Raw genomic sequence first — 22,968 nt, forward strand, 5'->3', positions numbered from 1 at the left:
AAAAATGCAAATAACTGTTTGACGACCAGCGGGAGGAGTTTTATTGGCAGCGGGTGGAAGCATCAATTTTAGATTAAATTTCACAGCGATGATTTTTTCGTTCTTTTTCATCAAAGGAAAAAGGACAATCACCCCCATTATACTTGAACCTCTAATTTATACCCCACCCCATGAACATTAGAAATCTTAATCGAAGAATCTAATTTCAACTTTTTTCTCAATTTCGAAATATACGTATCTAAACTCCTTCCCACAAAAACACCATTATCCTCCCATATCCTTTTCATAAGTTCATCTCTTTTCACCGTCTCATTAATACGCTCATTTAGTATTTCTAGTAATTCGCATTCTTTCTTTGTTAGGTTAGATTCTTCCTGATTGAACACCAGTTTGCTTTGTTCTAAGTGAAACTCATAGTTACCAATCATTGCATAATTCCGTTCTACTGCAGCGAGTTCAGGATCTTCTTTCTTTCTAAATGCGAAGCCAAAACTAAGAATAACGATAGCGAGTAAAATCAAGTAGGTGATCGAAACCAAATCCGGCCCATTAAGAAATCGAACTTGGAGAATATAACAGGCATCGGGCAAGTCTCTTTCCGCACATGGAATTTCTGAATTATCTATAACCGACATCATCTCATAACTGTAGGCAACTTCACTATCCTCACATTGCAAAACTTCAACCCGATAATGCTCTGGAATTCCTAATTTCGCCAAACTTGATTCCATTATAGATACAAGACTGTCTGGCTGAATCGAAAGTGTATTTTGGAAACTTAACTGATATCTATTATTTCCAATTTTTGTAATCGGTAAAACACGAGATGTAGAATCCTGATTAGTTAACAATAATTTATTCCCTGCATCCCTTAATGCAATTTTCACAATTTCTGAATATTCATCATCCACTTTTGAACAAGACAAAAGATTTAATAACAACAAGACTGCGATCAACTTCAGAAAAATAAATTGTAATCCAGGTTTTCTCAAAATATATTCTCATTTAAAATTTAAAATAATGTGATCATGACATGTCAATTTTCACTCTATTACAACGATTCGCATTTCCTATTTGAAACAAATTAATGATAATAAATCCAAATTTTACAAGTGTTGACACTTCTTTCACATTTATTTGACACTCTTAACAGACATCCAAGCTAGATTTACTCAAAACTTAGAAAGATGAAAAAATTATTGTTATCTCTAGCGTGTTTATTCCTTGTTCTTTTTTCGATAACAGGACAGGAAGAAATTAACATTGACCTAGAAAAAAGTGAAGTCAAATGGAAAGGTTCACACCTCTTTAGTTTCGGAAATCACTACGGAATAGTCAAATTAAAATCTGGCGGAATCATCAAAACAGATGGAAATTTAGTAGGTGGAAGCTTTACGATCGATATGAATACCATTGCAAATACCGATGGAGATTATAGCGAAATGCTTGTAGACCATCTTAAGAATGAAGATTTTTTCGACGTTAATCAATTTCCAACAGCAACATTAAAAATTAAAAAAATCGAAAAAGACCAACACCCTCATCAACTAAATATTACTGCAGATCTAACCATAAAAGGCATTACATTACCCATCGAATTCCAAGCAAATAACGAAAACCCAAATAAGCTTTTGGCTAAATTTATTATAAATCGTGTACTTTGGGGTATCAATTTCGGGTCTCCTAGTATTACCAATGTTCAAGACAATATAATATCCGATGCCATTCAATTCGAAGTTGCAATAATTACAAAATAATAAAGATGAAAAAAATAATCAATAAATACCTTTGCATTATAGCATTGTGTTTTCTCACTTCTTGCGGTCAGCAAAGCAGTATACCCTCGAATCATTCAGAAAGCACTTCCGTTTCAGCAAGTCAGAAAATATCCATCGTAGAACGAATAAAGGAGAATCCCAAATTATCAGTTCAAGATAGAATAGACCTTTATCAGAAGTTGAAACTAGAAAGTTTCGACCAGTACGATTTTAGCAATGAAGATGAATTAACGATGTTCGGCTATTCTTATTTGTGGAGTGACATGGTCGATGAAGCCATAAAAATCTTCAAGTTAATCGTCCAAGAATTCCCAGAGTCTGCTAACGCTTATGATAGTCTGGGTGAAGCTTATTTGCAACATGGGCAAAAGAAAAAAGCACTAGCAAACTATGAGAAATCATTCTCTATGAATCCGAATAATTTTATCGCTGAGGATCAAATAATGCTCCTTAAATTTCCAGACACGAAATTCGAAACCAATGCTGAGAAATTCGAAAAGGTCTACTCCATCCAAGAATATCAAGATGATTTAGAACAACTGGGAAATAGGCTCTTAGAAGTTCATCCTAATGCACTGAAATTTATTTCAGAGGAAGACTTCTGGAATATTATAAAGGAAAAACAAGATCAGATAACCGCAAAAACAACATTTAGTCAGTTTCGATGGCATTGCAATGAAATCATAGCGAGCTTAAATTGCTCACACACTTCATCAGGTGATTTCTACTTTGAAGATGAAATGTTACCAGTACCCTTAAGAGTTCCTGTTATCGTTCGGTGGGTTGATCAGCAGCTATTCATAACAGATCCACTGAAAAACAACGATCTCGTTTCGGCAAAAGATGAAATCTTAAGTATTAATGGTATTAAAGTCGCAAACATCATCAGCGGTATATACAAACATATTCCATCTCAAGGCTACATTGAGACTACTAAAAAACATACATTTAATCAATTGTCAAGTGTCCTTATCCCATTTGCCCTAGACTTTCCAGAAACATATAATTTAGAGATTAAAGACCATTCGGATGTTGTTACCCTTAAGAAAGCAGAAAGTTATTTACCACCAGTAAAAGACTCATCGATCAAAAGATGCAAGGATGATTTATGCCTTGACTTCGAGGAGGATGTAGCGATAATGACTATTTCAACTTTTAACTACTACCCCTGGAACAACCTTACTGTTTTCCAAGAATTCATAGATAGCAGTTTTAAGCAGATTAGCAATAAAGGAATAACGGATCTAGTTATTGATCTTCGTTTCAATGGAGGAGGGTCTATGGAATCAAGTATCTTTTTACTAAGGTATCTTGCGGACAAAACATTTTCATACCATACACATATTGACTCGAAAGGAGAAGATAAAGAGCTTGACAAATTAAACATCACTCCATTTGAAAATAGATATAAAGGCAACGTTTTCTTTATCATTGACGGTATAGGAAATTCAACTACAGGTCATTTCATGTCCATTGCAAAAGCCCTAAAATTAGGAACAATCGTCGGTGAGGAGTTAGGTTCTAACCACTTTTGCTCAGCTGGCCAAGAAGTATGCAGGCTGAAAAATACTAGACTGGTTTATTACGTGGCCAACAATACTCATGTTTCAATGACCTCTTCTGATAATGATGAAACCGGTGTATTACCAGATTACTACGTCACTCAAAGCATAGATGAATATTTGAAAAGAAAGGATGCAGTTAAAGCATTTACACTGAATTTAATCAAGAAATAAGTCCTCGTTAGTCGAAAACAATCGCTGATAATTAATAATTTAAATAATTTGACAACTCATTAAGTCAAAATGATCAATATGAAATTATCTATTTCCATTATATGCCTATTAACCTTTAGTTTCATTGGTTTCAAAAGTCTCCAGGCTCAACAACTAAGTGAAATTTCTGGGGTCATCGTAGACGAGCATCAGAAAGGTATGGACTTAGCCATGGTTTCGCTGCAGCAATTACCAGATTCAACTTTTGTGAAATCTGAATTCACAGATGTAGATGGCAGCTTTAGCATTGTTAAAATTAAGGCAGGAAATTATATCCTTCAGGTCAATATCATTGGATATGAGGAACACCAACAAAATATATCCATTGATCAAGGTGCAATAATCAAGTTACCAGCACCTATTTCTCTTAGCCCAGCTGTGAATTTGTTAGGGGAAGTAACCATTACTGCTAAGAAACCATATATCGAAAGAAAAATAGATCGAACGGTTGTCAATGTGGATGCATTAATATCTAACGCTGGCAAAGACATTTTGGAAGTACTAGAACGTGCACCTGGAATTTCACTGGACAATAACGGTTCTATTCTTTTAAAGGGTCGAGCTGGTGTCGCGATATACATCAATGATAAACCATCTAATTTATCCGGAACTGAATTAGAAAGCTATCTTAAGTCTCTGCCAGCAGGAAGTGTCAAAAACATAGAAATCATGACGAATCCACCTGCTAAATACGATGCTGCAGGAAATTCCGGAATTATCAATATCAATCTTAAAAAGAACAAACTTCAAGGCTTCAATGGCAATATTATCTCAGGCTTAAGACAGACTAGGTATACATCTAGTAACAATAGTCTAAACCTAAATTACAACAAAAATAAAATTAGCCTCTACGCCAATTCATCTGCTGGCTTTTTTAATTTTTTCCAAGACTTGAACATTAACAGGTATTACAAAAATCAAAATAACGAACGATTAACCTCTTTTGAACAAAACTCTTTCAATTTCGGAGCTGGAAAATATGCATCTTCCAATGTTGGTCTTGACTTCTATGCTACAGAGCAAACAACTATCGGGATATCCTATAGGGTGAATTCAAATCCAATGCTAAGAAACAATGAAAGCACCGCATTAATTACAGATTCAAACAATTCATTATTACAAACCGTAGGAGCTGCAAATGAGACCAATCGGAAATTCCAGAATCATGTCTATAATTTTTATACCAAGCATCTTTTAGATACTATTGGTTCTTCTATAACGCTGGACGCTGATTACGCTAGTTATTTTTCTAGAGCGATTCAACTGTTTGAAAATACACTTCATGACAATAATGAGGTACTTATTTATCAAGATCAGATCAATGGTGAAATACCATCACAAATCAACATTTTAGGCGCAAAGACAGATTATACTAAACAGTTTAAAGATGAATCTAAATTCGAAGCAGGATTAAAAAGTGCATATACGAATACCGATAATGAAGCCATTTATTCAACAACCATAGACAACGTAACAAGTCCTGACTACAGCTTAAGCAACAGATTCCTTTACAAAGAATGGATCAATGCCGCCTACTTAAATTATGCTAGAACATTTGGCGATATAAGTATTCAGGCCGGCGTCAGACTTGAATCTACGAAGCTCATAGGAGAACAACTGGGAAACCAAGAAGTTGCTGCTTCGGATTTCACAAGAAATTATACAACTGCATTTCCAACATTCTATTCTACTTACAAGCTCGATTCATTATCGAACAATGTTTTGACCTTCTCCTATGGAAGACGAATAGACAGACCTTACTTCCAAGACCTAAATCCTTTTATTAGCCCTCTAGATAAATTTACATTTTACTCTGGAAACCCAAATTTACTTCCGACATACTCACACAATTTTTCACTTTCTCATTCGTGGAAAAGCTACATCACGACTACTTTAAATTATTCTAAAACGATAGACGGTATACAAGAAACGCTAGAAATCAGAGACGGCATTTACTACAGCAGACCTGGAAATATTGCTAGCAATCAGTCCATGACACTGTCCTTAGAAGGAAGCATTCCCGTTACAAAATGGTATAATCTCAACACTTATCTATCCATGTCTTATGTGAATTTTGAAAGCCAATTGTACACAGAACAATTGAATTCAAGCGGAATCAATTATTACTTATCTGCGACGAATAGCTTTACTTTCGGCAAAGGATGGAGTGGAGAAATTTCTGGAAATTACAGCAGTGATGTGGTGTATGCGCAGTTGTTATTAAAAAGTTGGGGACAAATGAATTTTGGAATCAGAAAGAAAATCTTGAATGATAAAGGCTCTATAAGATTTGCCGTAAATGATATATTCTACACAAGACGTGGCTCAGGAGTCATTAACAACCTTAGGCTAACGGACGCAAATTGGGATAGTAAATATGACTCAAGAGTTGCTTCCCTGACATTTGCATGGAGGTTTGGAAAATCAACTTTGAAAAAGCAAAAGTATAATAGTAAAGGATCAAGTGAAGAGCAAAATCGAGTACAGGGCTAAGGTCATTTTTATTGATGTCAATTTTATAGTTCCGGTTCCAATGGACCTATCATCTAAGCTCTTTGTTTCATGTTCCAGATTATAGATTCTGCTACCAAACGGTAATAAAATTCATGTTTTTCTGAAAATGTGTTTAATTTTTGTGACATTATAGCAATCCGTGCGAATAATGAAGTAAACAGATTTCACATTGGCAACACAAAATAGAGAACAGTTTCTTAAGGTAATCGAAGACCATAAAGGTATTATCTACAAGATCGCAACCTCTTATTGCAAAAATGCTGAGGACCAAAAAGATCTTGTTCAAGAGATCACCTTGCAACTTTGGCTATCTTTCCATAAGTATGATCCGAAGTATAAATATTCCACTTGGATATATCGGATAGCGCTTAACGTTTCCATTTCATTTTACAGGAAGAATCGAAAAAGAAATGAAAGAACCGAAGACCTTTCTACAATCATAGAAACCAGTTCTGAAGGAATTAACGTATTTCAGCAAGACTCAAATTTGCTGCTTTTACAGCAATTCATCAAAGAATTAAGAGAAATAGATCGCGCCCTGATATTGCTGCATCTAGATGGATTAAGTCACAAAGAAATTTCTAATATAATGGGAATCACGCCCACTAATATTTCGACCAAGATTAACAGAATCAAAACCATATTAAAAGATAAATTCCAAGCCACAAAAAAATAGAAAAATGAACGATAACGAATTAATAAACATCTGGAAATCATATGATCAAAAATTAGATCAGGTACTTACATTGAATAAAAAACTGACCTTTAACTTGACCAAAGACAAACTAAATAAAACCATCAATCAGCTTAGAACATTTAAGACTTCTGTCATCTTTTTAGGAATCCCCTATTTAGTATTACTTTATGCTATTACAGCAATAGCCATCAAAGCAGGTGGATACTTTGTCGCTGCTGGATTCGGTGCCATTTCTATCATCATGTCTATTGTGATGATCGCTTATATCTATCAACGATTCCTTATCGGACAAATCAATAAAGATGATGATGTGATCAATGTACAAGCCAAACTCTCTGCTCTTAAAATTTCAACATTTAATACTACAAAACTAGCAATCCTGCAGATTCCATTCTGGTCAGTTTGCTGGATAAGTATCAATGCATTAAGAACATCGACCTTTGTTTACGGCGGTGTAAACTTGCTTGTTTTTCTTGCTTTCTGTGCCGTTACTGTTTGGCTTTATAGAAACCTAAACATTGACAAAATGGAAAATAAAGTGAATCAATTCTTTTTTAGTGGAATCGAGTGGGATCCGATAATTAAGTCAACGGAAATACTTGACCAACTCAAGGAATATGAATCAAAATAATTTGCTTTCTCAGCGTTGTTTAAAAGTCTAATCAAGCTATCTTAATATCCACTTTTTTTAAAGCGGACAAATTTATCCAAATTAAAAATAAATATTATATTTGCGCTGAACAGTATAAAGATTAAATGTTTTCCAAGGCTTGTGAATACGGAATAAAAGCAACCGTTCATATATGCATTCGCTCTCAGCAACATGAGCGCGTAAGCTTAAAGAACATCGCAGAAAAAATAGATTCCCCGATAGCATTCACTGCGAAAATACTACAATCTTTAGCTAAAAATGATATTATTAATTCTTCTAAAGGTGCGAAAGGCGGCTATGAAATGTCAGAAGACAATTTTAATAAAATCACCCTATTAGATATTGTGAAAGCAATCGATGGAGATAACATCTATAATGGATGTGGACTAGGTTATAAGAATTGTAACGCGAAGAAACCTTGTCCGATGCACTTTCAGTTCAAAAGTATTAGGGACGATCTGAAAAAAATGCTGGAAACTACTACCCTCCAAGAACTTGCTGATGATATAAACGAAGGGACTTCATTTTTAGTACGTTAAAAAATTTTAAACAAACTCGGATAAATTTATCCGATATAGAATATGATAGAACAAACAGACATACTAGTATTAGACGATGTTAAAAATCTAGTCGATACATTCTACGGAAAAGTCAGACAAGATGATTTACTATCTCCTATTTTTAATAGAGTAATCGGTGATAAATGGGACATTCACTTGGACAAAATGTATAGATTCTGGCAGACCGTTTTATTAAAAGAACACACCTACCTCGGTGCTCCATTTGCTCCACATATGAAACTTCCAGTCGAAGGAAAACACTTTGATCGATGGCAAGCTTTATTCTATGAAACCATAGATGAAAAATTCAGTGGAGAAAAAGCAAAAGAAGCAAAATGGAGAGCTAGTAAAATGGCTGAAATGTTTCAAATGAAAATTGCACATTATAAGAAAAGCCAAACTAACCCATTGTTATAAATATGTCATAAAATATATTAAACACCATGAAAAACAAACCCATTTACTTATTATTCGTTTTTGTTTTGGTTATGAATTGTACACAAAGCGAAGCTCCATATAACGAATTTCACCAACTGATAAACCAAGAAAAAGAATTGCTCTGTTTACTTGAATCCATGAAAGACAGCATTAATAATGACTGGGCCCAAATTAATATTCTGCTTAATGAGCAAGTACCAGAAGACATGCCTGCGGAAGAAAAAAACAACATGCTCAAAGTAAGAAATGCAGATCTGATTCGAATGTTCGAATCGTACCAATCCATGAGTGATGACATAAAGGAAAAATTAACCGAAACAGAAAAAAGGGATCAAGAGATGGGTGCCCAAATTATAAACCTTAAAAAAGAATTAAAACGAATCGAATCCGAAAGGATGATTTTTTTCGAAAAATCTGTTGAAGAAAGTGATGAAAAAACACTTAATGAGTTAAGAGCATTAAGAAAAAAGACCCTAAATGCAGATTGTCATTAAAAACTTAACATCTATTTATAAAACCATGCATTTCTAATTGTTATGAAGAACTATTACTTAATTTTTGCGCTGATTTTGTTGGTCGGTGCTTGTCAGAAAGATGAAATTCAAACCGTAGACACACCTGCATCTGAATATTCACATAATATTCCTCTAAAATGGAATCAACTCTTTCTAGTTATGGAAAGATTCACACCAGGATATAAACCGCCTGTGTCTGCTCGAAATAATGCCTATATCAACTTAATTGCCTATGAAACCATTGTCCATGGAAGCAATGGAAAATACAAAAGTCTCGCTGGGCATTTTAATAACTTAATCGTAGACGATCCTGATCCTAACGAAGAGTACAATTACGAAGTTGCCGTTAATGCAGCTTATGAAAGAGCATTTGAATTGTTTTTCCCTACAGCTCCAGCAGAACAACAATTTTTAATGTTAGACATCAGTCATGCATTAAAAGACGATCTTCAGTCAACCAGCTCACCAGAAATATATGCTCGGTCGTCATCATATGGCCAGCAAGTAGCTGAGGCTATTTACGAATGGTCAGCACAAGACCAATTCGGACATGAGGCCTACTTATACAACAATGACCCTACCTACATTCCACCAGCAGGTGAAGGACTTTGGAAACCAACTTATCCTGACTATATTCCAGCACTGCTACCGAGATGGGGAAATGTCAGAACATTCTCTGCAGTCCAGTCTGTAGGAGTTCCTCCGCCACCAGCATATAGTGGAGATTCAAATTCTAAACTGTTCAAAGAAGCATACCAAACGTTCAACTTGGTCAATCAAATTAGAAACGGTGAAAAACACGAGGATTATTGGATCGGAGAATTCTGGAGTGACGACTGCCCGATTCTGACTTTCAGCCCAGCAGGCCGATGGATAAGTATTACGAATCAAGTCATTGCTATAGAGCGAAGCGATATGTTAGAATCTGTCGTTGCTTACGCGAAAGTAGGAATGGCATTGTCCGATGCTGGTGTTAGATGTTGGGGAGAAAAATATCGATTTAATACCCTAAGACCTATCGATTTCATAAGAACACACATGGGTGCGCCAGACTGGAATACCATCATGTGTCCAGATGGATCTGGTGGATTTTATACGCCTAATTTTCCTTCTTACCCTTCAGGGCATGCCACTTTCGGCTCTTCTGCCTCCGTAGTACTAGAAAGCATTTTTGGCCAAAATTATAACTTCACCGATCGAAGTCACGAAGGAAGAACTGAATTTCTAAGCAAACCACGATCGTTTAATTCCTTTAGAGAAATGGCACTAGAAAATGCCTATAGTAGAGTTCCACTTGGCGTTCATTTCGTTTCGGATTCTAATGCAGCAACGGAAATGGGATTCATCATTGGCCAACGAGTCAACGAGTTACCTTGGAGATAATATTTTAAACATAGAAACGAGCACTTACTGACATTAAATAATGGATCAATTAATCATCTATGACATCTTTAACCTTGATCCTGATATTAGTGAGTGCTCGATTCAATTCTTGTTAAAAACTGAACTGAAACCTACTTTCATTTCCTTAGTTAGCAAAAACCTACATTTAGTCTATCAAGAAAATTACATCTCAGAAGGTAAAGTATGTTTCGCTGATGATCCTGAACTGAACCCAGCCTACAGAACGACATTTCATAAACTGGACATCATCTGCTATTTACTTTCTTTTTATTCCAATGCTATAATCAACCCAACGAATAAGTTAAGAATTACAAGAGATGTAACCGGCTTCTGGAAACAAGTAGCTTTAGGCCGCAGGATCTATGACTCACTAGAAAACAAATAGGAGCGTTTTCTATGTGAATGCTATCTTTACCATTTTGCAAATCAATATTTAATTCAGAACCATGAAATCAATCATCTTTTTAGGAGCAACCGGCGCTGTAGGTAATCAAGCCCTTCTCGCTTTACTTCCGATGTCCAATGTAGAGAAAATCACAACACTTGGAAGAAGAAAGATTGATGGTATAGAGCAAACAAAACTAGTACAATATAACATTGACATACATCAACCAGATTCTTACAAAGAATACCTTCCTAACCATGATACCGCGTTTTGTACTTTAGGTGTAGGCCAGCCATCTAAGGTTAGCCGTGAGGATTTCAGAAAAGTAGATTATACCGCTGTACTCGAATTTGCCAAAGCTTGTAAGGCAGCTGGTGTGGACCATTTCCAACTTCTTGCTTCCGTGGGAATCGATCCCAATGCCAAGAATTATTATATAAAATCTAAAGGCCAATTAGTCGAAGAATTAAAAAAACTCAACTTCAAGCGACTAAGTATTTTCATGCCATCTATGATCCTAACTCCTGAAAATAGATATGGATTAATGCAAGGATTAACTCTTGTCCTATGGCCCATATTAAATCCAGTTTTCTTTGGGTCAATGAAAAAATACAGAGGAATAAAAGTGGAAAACTTAGGTATGGCGATGGCGAAAAATATTGAAACAACCGGGGAAGGTTACGAAGAACTAACTTGGATCGATTTCATGAAGCTAGTTCAAGACTAAGCTGCCTTGAACTTTACTTTTACTGTTGTTAAGAGTAAAATTCCGATGATAAAAAATATCGCGAGACCTAGTATACTGTAACGCATATTCGAAGTCAAATGCTCTATCAATCCGAAAACAAAAGTCCCTACTACTACCGATAATTTATAAACAATATCGTAGAAACTAAAATAGGAAGTTAAGTCTTCTTTGTTTTCATCTACCATCTTAGAGTAGGTGGATCTACTTAGTGATTGAATTCCTCCCATAACTAAGCCCACAAATCCAGCTATAACATAAAATTGCATGTGACTTACCACAAAGAATGCAGCGAAACAGATGGCAATCCATATTGTATTCATTATTATTAACGCCCACTTGTTGCCGATTCTTTTCGAAACTTGAGCAAATAAATATGCGCCGATCATGGCCAAGAATTGAAGTATAAGTATAACCGTTATCAGATTAATTGTATCGAATCCTAACTCCTTAGAACCAAATGCGGATGCTAAATAAATAACGGTCTGCACTCCAGCACTGTAAAAAAAGAACGACGTCAGGAATCTTAAAATATTGGGTTGTTGTTTCAATTTCTGATAGACACCTTTGATCTCCCCCACTCCTTTCGACATCATTTCCTTGGTAATCTTCCCTAACCCACTACCTGGCAACCGCTTAAAAGTAATCTGCGCGAACCCAATCCACCATAATCCCACCATCACAAATCCAATTCTATAAGGCAAGGTTTCACTTGTAATTCCAAACCAATCGGGCTTCATCGCCAGCACTAGTATCATCACTAATAACAAGACAGAACCAATGTAGCCAAAGGAATATCCTTTAGCACTCACCGCATCGAATCTATCTTCTGTTACAATTTCAGGTAAGTAGGCATTGTAGAACACAATTCCTCCAGCACATCCGATCGTCGCTAGAATAAAAGCAGTTACTCCGAGCCACATCTGCCCTACCCCAGCAAAGAAATATAAGGCAATACACGCCAAGGAGCCAAAAATGGTAAACAGTTTCAGAAAATACATTCGCTTATTTCCGAAATCAGCAATCCCAGATAACAAGGGAGAAAGCAACACAATCACGATATAAGAAAATGAAACCGCGTAAGAATAAAGACTACTATTCGTCATTTCCATCCCTAACAAACTTACTATTTCAGGCGTATTCGACAAGAAATAGGCAGGGAAAATTGCCGTTGATATTACTAAGAAATAGGCTGAATTCGCCCAATCATAAATCGCCCAACCATTAATGGTCTTCTTATCATTTACTTTAATCGTACTTGAAACTGCAGTCATATAGCCATCAATATAATAGTTTTGAATTAACTTTGAGCCATGATTTTAAAACTTAGATATCTTTTAGGAGCTGTCGTCTCCATTCCATTGCTGCCTCTTTTATACTTACAAGGTAAGAAGGTTCGTAAATCAGTCCCGTTATTACCTGAGGCTGAAGGGATAGAGGGAATCGTTGATTCTGGAAGTGATCGTACTTTGAACATCCTAACCATTGGTGAGAGTACAATCGCAGGAGTTGGTGTCGATAAGCATGAAAATGGATTCACAGGATTACTCGCAAAAAGACTTTCTGAGTTGCTTTTGGTCAATGTTCACTGGAAGGTTTACGCTCGAAGTGGATACACGGCGAAAAGAGTGAAATCGAAAATAATCCCAAAAATCACAGAGGATCAAGTCGATCTATTGGTCGTTGGCTTAGGCGGGAATGATGCATTTACATTAAATAAACCCTGGAAGTGGAAAAAAGAAGTAGAAGCACTTATTCAAGATTTAAAATCTAAATTCCCTGGAACGCCTATAGCATTTACCAACATGCCTCCTATTAAAGAGTTTCCAGCATTTACTCCATTAATAAAGTTTACGATCGGAAACTTAGTTGAGATACATGGTGTAGAATTAGAGCGCTTAGTGGCTAAAATGGACGGCGTATATTATAACCCAGCAATATTAGATGTGCCAGAATGGATAGAGAAGTTGGGAGGAAATTATACGTATAAAGATTTCTTTAGTGATGGCGTCCATCCTTCTGAATTGACCTACCAAGAATGGGGAAAAGATTTTGCAAACTTTATTGTTATCAATAATGTAATTCAAAATTAATATATTGAAACAGAATTACAAGACAAAATGAACATAATCATCCTTTCCCGGAACGCTGCACTATACAGCACACAGAGTTTGTATAAAGCAGCAAAAGAACGAGGTCACTACGTACGTGTATTAGACCATATGTATTGTGATCTAAAGATGAGTAATGGAGAATTAGAAGTCTTCTATGAAGATGAAGTAATCGGAAATTTTGACATAATTATTCCTAGAATAGGTACAACAGCTACTTCTTATGGGTCAGCGGTGGTTCGTCAGTTCCAGTTAATGGGGCTTTTTTCTACACTTGATCATGAAGCCTTACTTAGGACTAGAGATAAATTGTGTTCACTTCAGATATTAGCAGCGAATGGCATCGGAGTCCCTGATACCATTATCTCGAATAATAGCTACATGACACCTGAGCTGATTGATGAATTGAATTCTATGCCGATGATCATAAAACTGATCAGTGGTACACATGGAATAGGTGTGCTGAAAGCAGATGATCCCGTTGCTGCAGAAACCATCATTGAAACCTTTCAGAGATTAAAGCAACGAGTATTATTGCAGGAATTTATTTCCGAAGCTAAAGGTGCAGACGTAAGAGTTTTTATAGTGGACAATGAAATAGTAGGTGTAATGCAGCGGCAAGCTAAAGAAGGTGAATTCCGTTCGAATCTTCATCGAGGAGGACATTCATTTGTTGTCGCACTATCGGAAGAAGAGATAAAAGTAGCGAAGAAGGCTGCAAAATTAATGGGCCTTAGTGTATGTGGCGTGGACATGCTTCGTTCTAAACGAGGACCGCTGATTTTAGAAGTCAATGCTTCTCCAGGGTTAGAAGGAATAGAAACAACGACAAATATTGACATCGCTTCGAAAATCATTCAATTTGCGGAGCGAAATGTAAAAAAACGAGGGAATGCTTGATCGAAAGGGGAAAGGAATATTTAAAAAATTTAGAAAAGAAGCAGAGTTAGATGAATTTATCATCAGCAATTCAACAGTTCTGCCGGGAGAATCTACGTTGATCAAACTTAATGTAGGAAGACTACCTTCAGGCACAAGAATATCGATAGACGCACATGTTTTCAGAGGTAAAGAAGATGGACCAACAGCGCTAATTCTCGGCGGAGTTCATGGAGATGAAATTAACGGTATCGAGATCGTAAGAAGATGCTTAGAAGAGGAAGTATTTGATGGTATCACGAAAGGAACCATCATCGCTATTCCTATTGTCAATATTTACGGATTTATTAATTTTAGCAGATCAGTTCCAGATGGAAAAGATGTTAACCGTTCATTTCCTGGATCAACTGCAGGTTCACTTGCATCTAGAGTGGCCAGAACATTGACCAAAAAAGTAATGCCTATGGTCGATTTCATTATAGATCTGCACACAGGAGGTTCTTCCAGATTCAACTATCCACAAATCAGATACGCCAAGTCAGATCCACTAGCGAAAGAACTTGGTCGGCAATTCGGAGCTCCATTCTTAATTCAAAAACCTTTTATTTCGAAGTCTCTTAGAAAGGTTGCCTTCGAAATGAAAATTCCAACGATCGTCTATGAAGCAGGTGAGTCTATTCGTTTTGATGGTTATTCGATAGATTTAGGCGTAAAAGGAATAAAGCGGATTTTATCAAATGCGGGAATGATTTCCGTTTCAAATATTTCATTTGATATTCGAATGTTTCATGTCACGAAGACCAGTTGGATTCGCTCTCCTAATTCGGGACTTTTCATCTGGTCTAAAGCAAGCGGACAAAAAGTATCAAAAGGAGAACCACTAGGTTACATCAAAGATCCTCAAGGTTTAAAAAGTGTAACTATATTCGCTAATCGAACTGGTTATATTATTGGACACAACAATGCATCCGTCGTCAATCAAGGAGATGCTTTATTTCACATAACATATGAACAAGAAGAAATTTCTTAGTGCCGTTGCCTGTTTCCTGACATTCTGGAGTTTTGGTCAATTAGATCTGAAACTTAACCAGATCGTTAAGAAGTTTCCTGCTAATACAGAAGTGGGCATCAGTATCTTAGACGAAAATGGGAAACAAGTCTTCAGTAAAGATGCTAATCGCAATATGATTCCAGCTTCGTTACAAAAAATAGTGACCAATTTTGCCGCACTGGAAGTACTGGGAGATGATTATCAATTTACAACTCAAATAGGATACACAGGACACATTCTACCAGATGGCAATCTGACTGGAGACCTTGTTATATTTGGGAATGGCGATCCATCACTTGGTTCTGAAAGATATCAGAAGCGCCCACAGATCAATAAGCTTATCGCAGATATTACTGGATTTATTAAGCGAAAAGGGATCACTTGCATCGATGGTCAAGTTATCTGCGATGCATCCTACTATGGAACAGATGGAACCATTCATTCTTGGGCATGGAATGACATCGGAAATTACTATGCTTGTAATACGTGGTCTATCAACTTGCACGAGAATTATTATAATCTTTATTTCCAATTACAAAATAACCGTAGCAATCAGCCAAAAATAATAAGTCACTCTCCCTACATCCCCAAGCTTACCTTTAAAAACGAATTAACCTCAGGATCTTCTAATTCAGGTGACCAAAGCTATATTTTTGGAGCACCTTACACCTATAATCGAATCATAAGAGGAAGCCTTCCAGCTGGAAGTAGGACTTTCAAAATCAAAGGTTCGATTCCGAATAGTCCGGAATACTTTGCGATGTTAATTTCAAATAATCTAAAAGAAAACGGCATTTCGAATAATGGTGGACAGGCAGAATTCGATCAGGAAATTAAAATGCAAGAGCGGATTGCACAGATAAAATCTCCAATGTTAAAGGATCTCGTAAAGTCAGCTAACCTAGAAAGCATCAATTTGTATTGTGAAAGTTTTCTAGTCGCACTTGGAAAAGGATCTAGAGAAAGAGGCATTTCAAGAACGAAGCAGTTTTTAGGTGCTAATGGAATAGACACGACTAACTTGTATATAGATGATGGAAGTGGTTTATCTGTATGGAATAATATTAGTCCTTCAGACTTCGCACACTTACTTCATAAAATGCATGCTAAACATGGGACTAAGCTGAGCAACTACTTTCCACAGGCAGGAAGGTCCGGAACCCTTTCATATATGTTTAAAGAAAAGGAGGCCAACGGAAAGTTATGGGCGAAAACAGGCTCCATGCAGCAAGTGATGAACTATGCAGGTTTTACGAAATCAAAATCAGGTCGATGGCTCTCTTTTTGCATTATTGCTAATAGACATCAAGTCAGTAATAGAAAAATACGAGCTATTCATGAAGAAATTATGAATGCCATATATACTGATGGTTAAAAAATAGTTTAATTTTGACGTTAATGAAAAAGCTCCAAAAAACATTCGTTTCAGTTTTAATGATCATTTTCCTTTTTTCAGCTTGTAATACAGCGGAAACAAAAAGGCCAGAAGAGGTAGCATATCCGGATTCTAAACCTCTTATCGAAGTGGTGGATGAAGTGGATGATAGTGGTCGAATCGTCTGGCAGAAACCAGAAGAGGTTGTCAAAATTCTAGGCGATATTTCTGAGAAAACGATTGCGGATATTGGATCAGGGTCTGGATATTTTACTTTTAGATTCGCATTAAAAGCGAAGAAGGTAATTGCAATTGACATCGATCCGTCTATGATTAAAATCGTAGAAACTTTCAAACAGCAATTACCTAAAGATATTCAATCCAAAATAGAAACGAGGCTTGCAATTCCTAGCGATCCACTGATCCAAAAGGAAGAAGCGGATATCATAACTATTATAAATACCATAGGTTACATCGAAAATCGGCTTGCATACTTGAAAAAAATTAGAGCTGGACTTAAAGAAAATGGTGAGATATTCATCTTGGATTTCAAAGCAAAGAATATTCCTATAAATGCTCCAGAGATGAAATATAGGGTTCCACTTAGTACTTTAGAAAATGATTTAGCAAATGCAGGCTACACTGTATTTTCTTCAGATGATAGAACCTTGGATTACCAATATATTATTAGGGCGAAGAAATAAGGAACTGAAGGTTAACTCCTGATGACAGCACTATTTTCAGTGATGTTATCAATCTTGCAAGTACTCCTGATGACAGCACTATTTTCAGTGATGTTATCAATATAGTATGAACTCTTGATGACAGCACTTTTTTAGTGATCTTATCAATATAGTGCGAACTCTTGATGACAGCACTTTTTTAGTGATGTTATCAATCTTGCAAGTACTCTTGATGACAGCACTTCTCAGTGATGTTATCAATTTAGTACGAACTCTTGATGACAGCACTTTTTTAGTGATGTTATCAATCTTGCAAGTACTCTTGATGACAGCACTTCTCAGTGATGTTATCAATTTAGTACTAACTCTTGATGACAGCACTTTTTTAGTGATGTTATCAATCTTGCAAGTACTCTTGATGACAGCACTTTTAGTGATGTTATCAATCTTGCAAGTACTCCTGATGACAGCACTTCTCAATGATCTATCAATCTTGTATGAACCGTTAATGCATCCCCACAAAATCAACAACCATTTCTTCAACTTTTCTGCTTCTCAACTTGTGGCGCAATCCGTCAGTTATTACCACTTTTACTTCTTGGTTAGAGTTCTCAAGCAAGGTTTTCATTTTATTAGCATTCTGATAGGAAGTCGCTTCGTCTTTCTTATCATGGATAATTAAGGTTCTTTCAGCTATTTTCCTTTGAGAAAAAGTCTCCAAACTATAATGCTTTATAGGGTAGCTTGTATAATTCTGAAAAAATTCTACAAGATGATTTTTAGACCTTTTCGACAGATTAATCTTCGATTCAAAATTATCGAAAAACTCTTCAGCATGAAAAGGAGAAGCAAGTGAGGTATAGCTTTGGACAGGATAATTATGATGATAGATAAAACTGGCGCAAGCGAAACTCCCTAATGAATGTCCCACGAAATGATCGATAGGACCTTTATCTTCTATCAGCACCTCCATCACTTTTTCATACAATGGGATCGTACATATTCTTCCTTCAGAATTCCCATGCCCTGGAGCATCAAAGGCATAGACGGTGAAACGAGACTTATCAAATGCGTTGATGTAAGATTTCCATCGATAAGTATTACTTTGCCATCCGTGGACAAGCAAAATGGATTCATCTCCTTGTCCCCAAGCATAACATTGAATAACCTTTCCTAAGACGTTAAGTTTAAATTTTTCGCTTGTATCCAGGAATTCTTGATGCTCATCACGCAATTTCGCCTTGAAAGGAAAGGCAAACAAATTAAAAGCATGTCTTGCAGATGTTTTGGGACTTATCCACGATAGTCCATTAAAATATACAGAGATAAAATTCAATAAAATCTTCATAGTTTCAGTTCATTTAAGATACCATTCGGTATCTACATATTCAAAAAAAATCAAATCAAGTTTCTAGCAATTTCACTTTTCAAAAACTTACTCGTTGCCATCATATGTTTATTCGTATCCATGACTTTCAACATCATCACCGACCCTTCTAACGAGGAAATGATGATAGACGATAAACCTGAAATATCTGTGTCTTCCTTTACTTGTCCATGCTTAATCCCATTACGAATAACTCTACATAAATGTTCATGCATCAAATTCATGACGTGCTTCACAACAGATTTCAATTCTGCATTGCTATCATCCGCTTCTATCGAAGCATTCATCAATGGACATCCACCTTCGAATGGAGGACAAGCATGATAATTTTCAAAATATTTCAGGATTGCATATAGTTTATTCTCTGCATCTGGAGCCTCAGAGATTCTGTCTGCTACATCTGTAAGTAACTTAGTACTCATGAATAGCAATGCTTCCTTCTCTAGTTCAGATTTATCTTTGAAATTCTTATATATTGCTCCTTTTGTAAGCTTAGATGCCTTGCAGATATCACTTAATGAAGTTGCCTTATATCCTTGGGTATTAAATAGGATACTCGATTTTTCTAGTATAGTTAATCTTGTTAATTCAGGATTACGCATAATCGAAGATACCGATTGGTATTTACAATAGCAAGAATTCTATGTAAATTTATAATTTAGATAAACGCGATGAGAATATTAGTGGTTGAGATTATTAAATGCTCAATACTCTCGCCCCTTCATCTGGACGATATTTATAATTAATCACTCCACATTTCCCAAAGGACATCATTATCAAGTACCGCTTAGAACAATTGAAAATGATAAAGACGCCAACATGCAGTCTCAGTTATGTAGGAACATGAATTACTTCTTTTCTAGTTTTACCATTATATTGGGTACACAATGAATAACTCAGTTAATTCGGCTAGGAAAAATGGACTCAGATAAAATACACACCCCCAGATTAATTTCACTCTCAACAAGAAAATATCTAGTCGCGTTAATGTTCCTAGTAGCTGCTTGTATTACGTTTTCTTGTGAATTTTCAGAAAAAAGTTCGGCAAGTGAAATAGCTGTTTCTGAGAAAAACAAGGAAGCAATTTTGCTAGCTAAGCAATATTGTGCTGCTTGCCATGAATATGTCTCCCCAGATAAATTACCTACAAAGTACTGGGAAGTTGTACTCTCGAAGATGTCTAGGTATATGGGATTCGATACCAAGAGGCGATTCTATGGGAATACCCAAGTTGCTATAGACCGACTTGACTCTGCCAAAGTCTTTCCATCAGAACAGATCATCAGCAAAGAAGATTGGCTAAAAATTGTGGTTTTCTATCTTGATCATTCACCAGAAAATTTAGATATAAGTAATAGGCCAGTGATTGATTTCGACATGAAACAATTTGAAGTTAAGACGATACCGTGGAAGACGGAACTTAAGGGTCCTACTTTTATTCAGATGTTAGAAAACAAGAATATTGCAGTTGGTTTCAGTCAAGTGAAAGATGTTAATGAGTTTAAGATTATAAACTTAGAAGGAAGTGTACTGCAAAGCAAGAAAATACCATCCGCGCTGGCCAGTGTCTCACAAGTGGGCAATGAAATGTATATGGCATTTATGGGCGCCTTTGCTGCAGATGATACGCCTACTGGAAGTATCGGAAAAGTCGAAGTCGATAGCAATTATGAATTCACAGCGCCACTGGAAAATGTTTTAGCTAAAAAAGAAAGACCAGTAGTTGTAAAAGCGCTGGATGTCAATGGAGATCATAAAGTTGACATTATAGCCTCAGAATTTGGCAAGTTCTTAGGAGGTTTGAATTTGTACTTGCAAAACGAATCAGGCGGATATGAAAAGACTACTTTGTTTTCAGGACCAGGGGCAAATTCGATCGTTATAAGAGACATAAACAATGATGGTTTACCAGATTTTTATGCGTTAATATCTCAAGGAACTGAAGGAGTGCATCTATTCTTGAACCAAGGAAGTGGAAAATTTGAATCTAAAAAAGTCATCAATCTTCCGCCATATTATGGTTCAGTCTTTATTGACTTAGTGGATTTCGATCAGGATGGTCTAGAAGATATTCTCCTAACGAATGGAGATAGTGGTGATTTTGGAAATCCAGAAAAATCATTTCATGGCATACGCTGTTTTAAGAATAAGGGAAATCAAATTTTTGAAGAAGAATGGTTCTATCCTCAGCAAGGAGCCTACAAGTCTATCGCATTGGATTTCGATCAAGATGGAGATCTGGATATCGCTTCGATTGGATTTTTCGCTCATGGCACCTCTCTTGCGCAAGAAAGCTTTCTCTATCTTGAGAATACAGGCGTGAAGAAAAAACAAGTTCAGTTTAAAACTTTCTCCTTTACAGATGCCTCCCAAAGCAGTTATCTAGTGATGGATGCTGGCGATATAGACGGAGATGGAGATCAAGACTTGATTCTAGGAGCTTCTACTTCTTTAATGACTAATCAAGAAATAGCTGGCAAACTTATAGAATGGCAAAGTAAAGGAGGAGCTGTTGTTATCCTTGAAAATAAATTGAAATAGTATAAAATCGAAATACTAAAGTGTCTCAAGCTTTTTCAGTTTAGGAAGAATATACCTTTGACAGAATGCTTTATCAGGATTCTTCAAGAAATAACTTTGGTAGTTTTCAGAATTCTCCTTGAATGATTTAAACGGTAAAACCTGCGTTATTAAATCCTCAGAAAATTCTTTGGCTGCTATTTGCAGAGTGCGGGTGATTTCATCTGAGTCTGAATCTTGAAAGTAGTAAACGGCTGATCGGTACTTCCCTCGCATAGGATGAGAGGCCGTAGAGCTATGCGTGTGAATATGAATTCTGATAAGTTCTTGCCTAGAAACAACTCCTTCATCAAAATGCACGATTACTGCCTCAGATAATGCATCATTAGGACTTTCAGAAGCAATCCAACCTTGCTGCACATTGACCACACCATCCACGTGCTGAAATACAGCTTCCGTACACCAATGGCATCCGCCGCCGAACCCAATCTTATTTTGAATGACTTCCATCGTATTCAATTGTCATTTTTTTATGCTCTTCCAAATCCCATTTCATGTTTGAAGATTCGCATCGCTCTTCAATCGACATTGCACCTATCTCTGCTCTTTTCAGATTAACATTTTCTGGATTTTTTATAGGAAGTAAATAATAGATTTCCGATTCTTTGTCATAATCAAAAATAGTCCCGTACACCTGTCGATTTTCGTGAAATAGTGAAATCCTATCAATTATTGAAGCATATTGGTTTGGCGTTAATTTATCTTTGCTGAATGCCTCTTCGAAAATAGGTAGATACTCATCATGTGTTTCAATCCTTGCCCTTCTCAGAATATTAAATACCGTATTTCTATTCTTAACACCAATCTCTTCAGGACCTAAAAATCCTTTTTCATCAAGTAATTCTAAAATTTGCTTTAGATGAGCTTCCTTTAAAGGTTGATGGGCAGCCCGTAATGCTACCATTTCCTGAGACTGATAGCCTTTCTCTTTACCTAGCTTTATTCTTTCAGCATTTTGAAGGTCATATTCTATTCGTATCTTATCAAGAATATAAACTGCATCGGCATCCATACCCACCTCATTATACTCCTTATTCTTTTTAACCAACTCAACTAATTCACCCCACCTTGGATCTTTCTTTAGAGCCAAGAGGTCGTCACTTTCTAAAATAAAGTGATAATTAAAATATTTTCTATGATTGGCTAGATAAAAAAATTGGTCAAATGCTTCATCAAGCATTCCTGCTTCTGCTAAGGCCTTCCCTGCATTGTATTTATCATTAACTGAATAATAACTTTTCTCAATTTCAAAAGCTTCCAAATACTTTATACCAGCTTCTTTCCATTGGTTTTCTTTAAAGAAATCCCAAGCTTCCGCGACTTTAAAATCATAATCACTTTGCGCATAAACTGAAGACCAACTTAAAAGGAAGAAGATAACAACGATGAGAAAATACTTCATTGACATTTTTTCCTTTTTGTCTTTCATAGTCTGCAAT

The 22,968-nt window shown here is 36.2% G+C and carries 23 protein-coding genes; 17 read left to right on the forward strand and 6 right to left on the reverse strand.

Annotated elements, in window-relative coordinates:
- Positions 1–137: 137 nt before the first annotated feature.
- A complete protein-coding gene (locus L2586_RS21945; RefSeq protein ID WP_235295111.1) occupies positions 138–992 on the reverse strand; it encodes a winged helix-turn-helix domain-containing protein in 855 nt (284 codons plus the stop codon).
- Between the two features lie 195 nt (positions 993–1,187).
- Between L2586_RS21945 and L2586_RS21950 the strand changes: the two genes are divergently transcribed.
- The 11 genes from L2586_RS21950 to L2586_RS22000 all read left to right on the forward strand — a co-directional run bounded on the left by L2586_RS21950 (position 1,188) and on the right by L2586_RS22000 (position 11,445).
- On the forward strand, positions 1,188–1,757 hold the full coding sequence (locus tag L2586_RS21950; protein WP_235295112.1) for a YceI family protein: 570 nt from the start codon (positions 1,188–1,190) through the stop codon (positions 1,755–1,757).
- Positions 1,758–1,762: 5 nt separating this feature from the next.
- On the forward strand, positions 1,763–3,514 hold the full coding sequence (locus L2586_RS21955; protein WP_235295113.1) for a S41 family peptidase: 1,752 nt from the start codon (positions 1,763–1,765) through the stop codon (positions 3,512–3,514).
- 78 nt (positions 3,515–3,592) lie between these two features.
- Complete coding sequence (locus L2586_RS21960; RefSeq protein WP_235295114.1) at positions 3,593–6,046, forward strand: outer membrane beta-barrel protein; 2,454 nt, start codon at positions 3,593–3,595, stop codon at positions 6,044–6,046.
- A 190-nt stretch (positions 6,047–6,236) separates the two neighbouring features.
- Complete coding sequence (locus L2586_RS21965; RefSeq protein ID WP_235295115.1) at positions 6,237–6,743, forward strand: RNA polymerase sigma factor; 507 nt, start codon at positions 6,237–6,239, stop codon at positions 6,741–6,743.
- A 4-nt stretch (positions 6,744–6,747) separates the two neighbouring features.
- Positions 6,748–7,395 carry a hypothetical protein gene (locus L2586_RS21970; protein WP_235295116.1) on the forward strand — a complete coding sequence of 216 codons (648 nt, stop codon included), beginning with the start codon at positions 6,748–6,750 and terminating at the stop codon, positions 7,393–7,395.
- A 125-nt stretch (positions 7,396–7,520) separates the two neighbouring features.
- On the forward strand, positions 7,521–7,955 hold the full coding sequence (locus L2586_RS21975; protein ID WP_235295117.1) for an RrF2 family transcriptional regulator: 435 nt from the start codon (positions 7,521–7,523) through the stop codon (positions 7,953–7,955).
- A gap of 42 nt (positions 7,956–7,997) precedes the next feature.
- On the forward strand, positions 7,998–8,393 hold the full coding sequence (locus tag L2586_RS21980) for a group III truncated hemoglobin (protein ID WP_235295118.1): 396 nt from the start codon (positions 7,998–8,000) through the stop codon (positions 8,391–8,393).
- Positions 8,394–8,419: 26 nt separating this feature from the next.
- On the forward strand, positions 8,420–8,908 hold the full coding sequence (locus L2586_RS21985) for a hypothetical protein (RefSeq protein ID WP_235295119.1): 489 nt from the start codon (positions 8,420–8,422) through the stop codon (positions 8,906–8,908).
- Positions 8,909–8,950: 42 nt separating this feature from the next.
- Positions 8,951–10,312 carry a vanadium-dependent haloperoxidase gene (locus L2586_RS21990; protein ID WP_235295120.1) on the forward strand — a complete coding sequence of 454 codons (1,362 nt, stop codon included), beginning with the start codon at positions 8,951–8,953 and terminating at the stop codon, positions 10,310–10,312.
- Positions 10,313–10,352: 40 nt separating this feature from the next.
- Positions 10,353–10,718 (forward strand): hypothetical protein, encoded by a 366-nt coding sequence (locus tag L2586_RS21995; protein ID WP_235295121.1) that lies wholly within the window; start codon positions 10,353–10,355, stop codon positions 10,716–10,718.
- A 61-nt stretch (positions 10,719–10,779) separates the two neighbouring features.
- Positions 10,780–11,445, forward strand: coding sequence for an NAD(P)H-binding protein (locus tag L2586_RS22000; RefSeq protein WP_235295122.1), 666 nt, complete (start codon positions 10,780–10,782; stop codon positions 11,443–11,445).
- On the opposite strand, the gene L2586_RS22005 is transcribed toward L2586_RS22000, so the two are convergent.
- A complete protein-coding gene (locus L2586_RS22005) occupies positions 11,442–12,737 on the reverse strand; it encodes an MFS transporter (protein ID WP_235295123.1) in 1,296 nt (431 codons plus the stop codon). The genes L2586_RS22000 and L2586_RS22005 overlap by 4 nt on opposite strands.
- Before the next feature lie 39 nt (positions 12,738–12,776).
- Here L2586_RS22005 and L2586_RS22010 point away from each other — a divergent pair, with 39 nt between their 5' ends.
- The 5 genes from L2586_RS22010 to L2586_RS22030 are packed head-to-tail and all read left to right on the forward strand — an operon-like array spanning position 12,777 to position 17,583.
- Positions 12,777–13,556: an SGNH/GDSL hydrolase family protein gene (locus tag L2586_RS22010; RefSeq protein ID WP_235295124.1), complete on the forward strand. Its 780-nt coding sequence runs from the start codon at positions 12,777–12,779 to the stop codon at positions 13,554–13,556.
- A gap of 27 nt (positions 13,557–13,583) precedes the next feature.
- The gene (locus tag L2586_RS22015; RefSeq protein ID WP_235295125.1) at positions 13,584–14,474 is read left to right on the forward strand and encodes a RimK family alpha-L-glutamate ligase; all 891 of its coding nucleotides are present in this window, start codon (positions 13,584–13,586) and stop codon (positions 14,472–14,474) included.
- The gene (locus L2586_RS22020) at positions 14,467–15,483 is read left to right on the forward strand and encodes a succinylglutamate desuccinylase/aspartoacylase family protein (protein WP_235295126.1); all 1,017 of its coding nucleotides are present in this window, start codon (positions 14,467–14,469) and stop codon (positions 15,481–15,483) included. Before L2586_RS22015 ends, L2586_RS22020 begins: the two co-directional genes overlap by 8 nt.
- A complete protein-coding gene (gene dacB, locus L2586_RS22025; protein WP_235295127.1) occupies positions 15,461–16,879 on the forward strand; it encodes a D-alanyl-D-alanine carboxypeptidase/D-alanyl-D-alanine endopeptidase in 1,419 nt (472 codons plus the stop codon). The genes L2586_RS22020 and dacB overlap by 23 nt, the downstream gene beginning before the upstream one ends.
- 23 nt (positions 16,880–16,902) lie before the next feature.
- The gene (locus L2586_RS22030) at positions 16,903–17,583 is read left to right on the forward strand and encodes a class I SAM-dependent methyltransferase (RefSeq protein ID WP_235295128.1); all 681 of its coding nucleotides are present in this window, start codon (positions 16,903–16,905) and stop codon (positions 17,581–17,583) included.
- A gap of 484 nt (positions 17,584–18,067) precedes the next feature.
- Here the strand turns inward: L2586_RS22030 and L2586_RS22035 are convergent, their stop codons facing one another.
- Positions 18,068–18,910, reverse strand: a complete 843-nt coding sequence (locus L2586_RS22035) for an alpha/beta hydrolase (protein ID WP_235295129.1) — start codon at positions 18,908–18,910, stop codon at positions 18,068–18,070.
- 50 nt (positions 18,911–18,960) lie between these two features.
- The gene (locus L2586_RS22040; protein ID WP_235295130.1) at positions 18,961–19,551 is read right to left on the reverse strand and encodes a TetR/AcrR family transcriptional regulator; all 591 of its coding nucleotides are present in this window, start codon (positions 19,549–19,551) and stop codon (positions 18,961–18,963) included.
- Between the two features lie 385 nt (positions 19,552–19,936).
- Here L2586_RS22040 and L2586_RS22045 point away from each other — a divergent pair, with 385 nt between their 5' ends.
- A complete protein-coding gene (locus tag L2586_RS22045) occupies positions 19,937–21,490 on the forward strand; it encodes an FG-GAP repeat domain-containing protein (protein ID WP_235295131.1) in 1,554 nt (517 codons plus the stop codon).
- 15 nt (positions 21,491–21,505) lie between these two features.
- Here L2586_RS22045 and L2586_RS22050 read toward each other — a convergent pair whose 3' ends face one another.
- Complete coding sequence (locus L2586_RS22050; RefSeq protein WP_235295132.1) at positions 21,506–21,979, reverse strand: peptide-methionine (S)-S-oxide reductase; 474 nt, start codon at positions 21,977–21,979, stop codon at positions 21,506–21,508.
- On the reverse strand, positions 21,960–22,958 hold the full coding sequence (locus tag L2586_RS22055; RefSeq protein WP_235295133.1) for a DUF6624 domain-containing protein: 999 nt from the start codon (positions 22,956–22,958) through the stop codon (positions 21,960–21,962). The genes L2586_RS22050 and L2586_RS22055 overlap by 20 nt, the downstream gene beginning before the upstream one ends.
- Between the last annotated feature and the right edge of the window lie 10 nt (positions 22,959–22,968).

It is taken from the genome of Portibacter lacus (assembly GCF_021533215.1).
Lineage (GTDB): Bacteria > Bacteroidota > Bacteroidia > Chitinophagales > Saprospiraceae > Portibacter > Portibacter lacus.